Here is a 2,732-nt window from a genome sequence, read left to right as displayed (position 1 = left end):
GTCCATAGCGGCCTCCAGAAGTTTGTGTTGATTTCTCTTCTGAGAGGCCGCGCCTTGCTATGTCAACTATTTTTTGAGATTTTTAGTGGTTTTTCTCCTCTGAAACTCTAAACTCTAGTATGGAGAAAAGACCATGAAAAATACACTTGGAATACTTGCCCTGTCGGGTATGGTGGTACTGGCAGGTTGCACGGACCCGTCTGATCCGAACCGGAAAACCAAGACAGGTGCCATGGTTGGTGCCGTGGCTGGTGCAGTCATCGGGCATCAGATCAGCCACAAGAACGGTGCCTACGTGGGTGCAGCGCTGGGGGCGCTGGCAGGTGGTGGTGTCGGATACTACATGGACAAGCAGCAGCGGGAGCTCGAAGAAGAGCTTGCCAGGGAACAGGCGGCGCATGAACTGGAAATACAGCGCATGAAGGATGAAAGCCTGAAACTGACTCTGAACAACGAGGTTTCCTTCGATTTTGACAGCGCCACTATCAAGCACGGTTTCAGGGATACGCTGGACAAGCTTGCAAATATCATCAAGAAATACGACAAGACCATCGTGCATGTCGTCGGTTACACCGATAGTGTCGGTTCAGAAGCCTATAACCAGAGATTGTCGGAGCGCCGGGCCCGTGCGGTGAGTGATTATCTCATGAGCCACGGAGTACGCAGCGACAGGCTGCAGATCGAGGGAAGAGGAGAAAGTGATCCCCGTGCAAGCAATGCCACAGAAGCCGGCCGCCAGCTCAACCGGCGGGTTGAAATTTACCTGAAACCCATCGTGGAAGGGCAGGAAAGCCGTGCGCTGGAATCCCCGGCCCCGAGTACGCCGGCGGAAACACAGGATACCCCTTCCTCAAGGTATTATTGAGCTGGCAGCGATACAGATGATTACCCGGGCTGTCGGACGGCGCACAGAGGCCTGTCTCAGGCGAAATTGCTGTAGCGGGTGAAAGAATTTTCATCTGGAATGGTTCTAATGTGTAGCAGCGTTGCCCGGCTTTACCGCCTGGCAACGGTTCGGCATGTTTTTTTACTGGAGATTTTGGATGCGGATATACCGACCTGGACAGATCAGACCTTCCGAGATTACAGACCGGGAAGTCTGGTTGAAACGCCGGCAACTTATCAAGGCAGGCGTGGCGGTTGGCGCGGGATTGATGCTGGGAGGTGCCAGCGGCCTGGCTTCTGCGGTCTATTCCGGACCGGGCAGGAATCCCAGGATCGTTCCGCTGAAAGAAACGGATTATGGTGAGGACCTCGAACCCACCAGGTACAAGAGCATAACCACCTACAACAATTTCTACGAACTTGGCTATGGGAAAAGGGCGCCTTGCCGAGAACGCCGATGCACTCAAGACCCGCCCCTGGAGCATCGAAGTATCCGGGGAATGTGCCAGGCCGGGGGTCATGGACATCGAAGATGTCCTCAAACTGGAGCAAGAGGAACGTATCTACCGTTTCCGTTGTGTGGAGGCCTGGGCCATGGTCGTACCCTGGGTGGGTCTTCCGCTGGGCAAGTTTCTCAAGCGCTTCGAGCCTACTTCAAAGGCCAAGTACGTGGAGTTCAAGACGCTGTACGATCCCGAACGTCTGCCCGGGCAGGCCCGGAAAGTGCTGGACTGGCCGTATCGTGAAGGGCTGCGCATCGATGAAGCCATGCATCCCCTGGCGTTCCTGGCAACAGGGCTCTATGGCGAAGTGTTGCCCGGACAGAACGGGGCGCCACTGCGTCTGGTCATTCCCTGGAAATATGGCTTCAAGAGTATAAAATCCATTGTTTCCATCCGCTTTACAAAAAATCAGCCGAGGAATACCTGGAACCGTATCGCGGGCGATGAATACGGCTTCTATGCCAACGTGAACCCGAAAGTATCTCATCCGCGCTGGAGCCAGAAACGCCATCGCGTACTGGGCAGAGGCATTTTCGGCAGCAAGGAAGATACCCTGATGTTCAACGGCTACGCCGATGAGGTGGCCAGCCTGTACAAGGGAATGGATCTGAGAAAGAATTTCTGATGAAAAAGTGGCGTCTTCTTGTTTTTCTGGCTTCACTGTTGCCCCTGGCGTACATGACGTGTGCGGCATTCAGTGACAACCGGGGAGCAAATCCCGTCGAAGCGCTGAGTCATGAGACCGGCAGCTGGGCGTTGCGCTTTCTGCTGATAACGCTGGCCATCACGCCCTTGCGCCGTCTGACGGGCTGGCGCCGCCCCGTGCTGTTGCGCCGCATGCTTGGCCTGTTCAGTTTTTTCTACGCCAGCCTGCACGTGCTGGTGTGGCTGTGGCTGGATAGGGAATTCGCCTGGGGAGGGATGCTGGCGGATATCGCCAAGCGTCCCTACATCACGGTAGGCTTCCTGTCTTTCCTGATACTGACGGCGCTGGCAGCCACATCAAATGCCCTCAGCATGCGGCGTCTGGGCCTGCGCTGGAAACAGCTGCACCGGCTGGTGTATGTCGCGGCCTTGCTCGCCGTGCTGCATTTCATCTGGCTGGTCAAGGCCGATCTGCTGGAACCCATGGTCTACCTGGGCATTTTCAGTTTACTCATGCTTCTGCGGATTCCCCGTAGCAGGAAGGCCAGGCCTTTTCGCGTCATGAAAAAGCGGGTGACGGCCTAGCCCGCATCGCTCACCGATCCCCTAGTTCCGGCGTTTTTGGGCGCCGGGACGTGGCCAAGATAGCCCGATAGCCCATTTCTCGTGCCAAGGTACTCACCAAGAGAAGAGATTCTC

Annotated in this window: 2 protein-coding genes and 1 pseudogene; all 3 read left to right on the top strand. The window is 55.9% G+C overall.

What is annotated here, in order from left to right; all coding sequences use genetic code 11:
• Positions 1-133 precede the first annotated feature (133 nt).
• The 3 genes and pseudogenes from ACOCD2_RS16070 (at position 134) to ACOCD2_RS16060 (ending at position 2,618) form a co-directional block, all read left to right on the top strand.
• Positions 134-865, top strand: a complete 732-nt coding sequence (locus ACOCD2_RS16070; protein ID WP_293650286.1) for an OmpA family protein — start codon at positions 134-136, stop codon at positions 863-865.
• Between the two features lie 178 nt (positions 866-1,043).
• Positions 1,044-2,013, top strand: a pseudogene (gene msrP, locus ACOCD2_RS16065) (protein-methionine-sulfoxide reductase catalytic subunit MsrP).
• Entirely contained in the window at positions 2,013-2,618 is a 606-nt protein-coding gene (locus ACOCD2_RS16060) for a sulfite oxidase heme-binding subunit YedZ (RefSeq protein ID WP_293650175.1), read from the top strand. Before msrP ends, ACOCD2_RS16060 begins: the two are co-directional and overlap by 1 nt.
• Positions 2,619-2,732 lie beyond the last annotated feature (114 nt).

The organism is Thiolapillus sp., assembly GCF_048562965.1.
Lineage (GTDB): Bacteria > Pseudomonadota > Gammaproteobacteria > Chromatiales > Chromatiaceae > Thiolapillus > Thiolapillus brandeum_A.
The sequence above is the reverse complement of the archived record's forward strand: the minus strand, read 5'-3'. Positions and strand labels throughout refer to the sequence as shown.

What these genes read in the sequence shown, in the direction of transcription:
- ACOCD2_RS16070 (WP_293650286.1), top strand. Translation starts at nt 134, where the DNA reads ATGAAAAATACACTTGGAATACTTGCCCTGTCGGGTATGGTGGTACTG.
- ACOCD2_RS16060 (WP_293650175.1), top strand. Translation starts at nt 2,013, where the DNA reads ATGAAAAAGTGGCGTCTTCTTGTTTTTCTGGCTTCACTGTTGCCCCTG.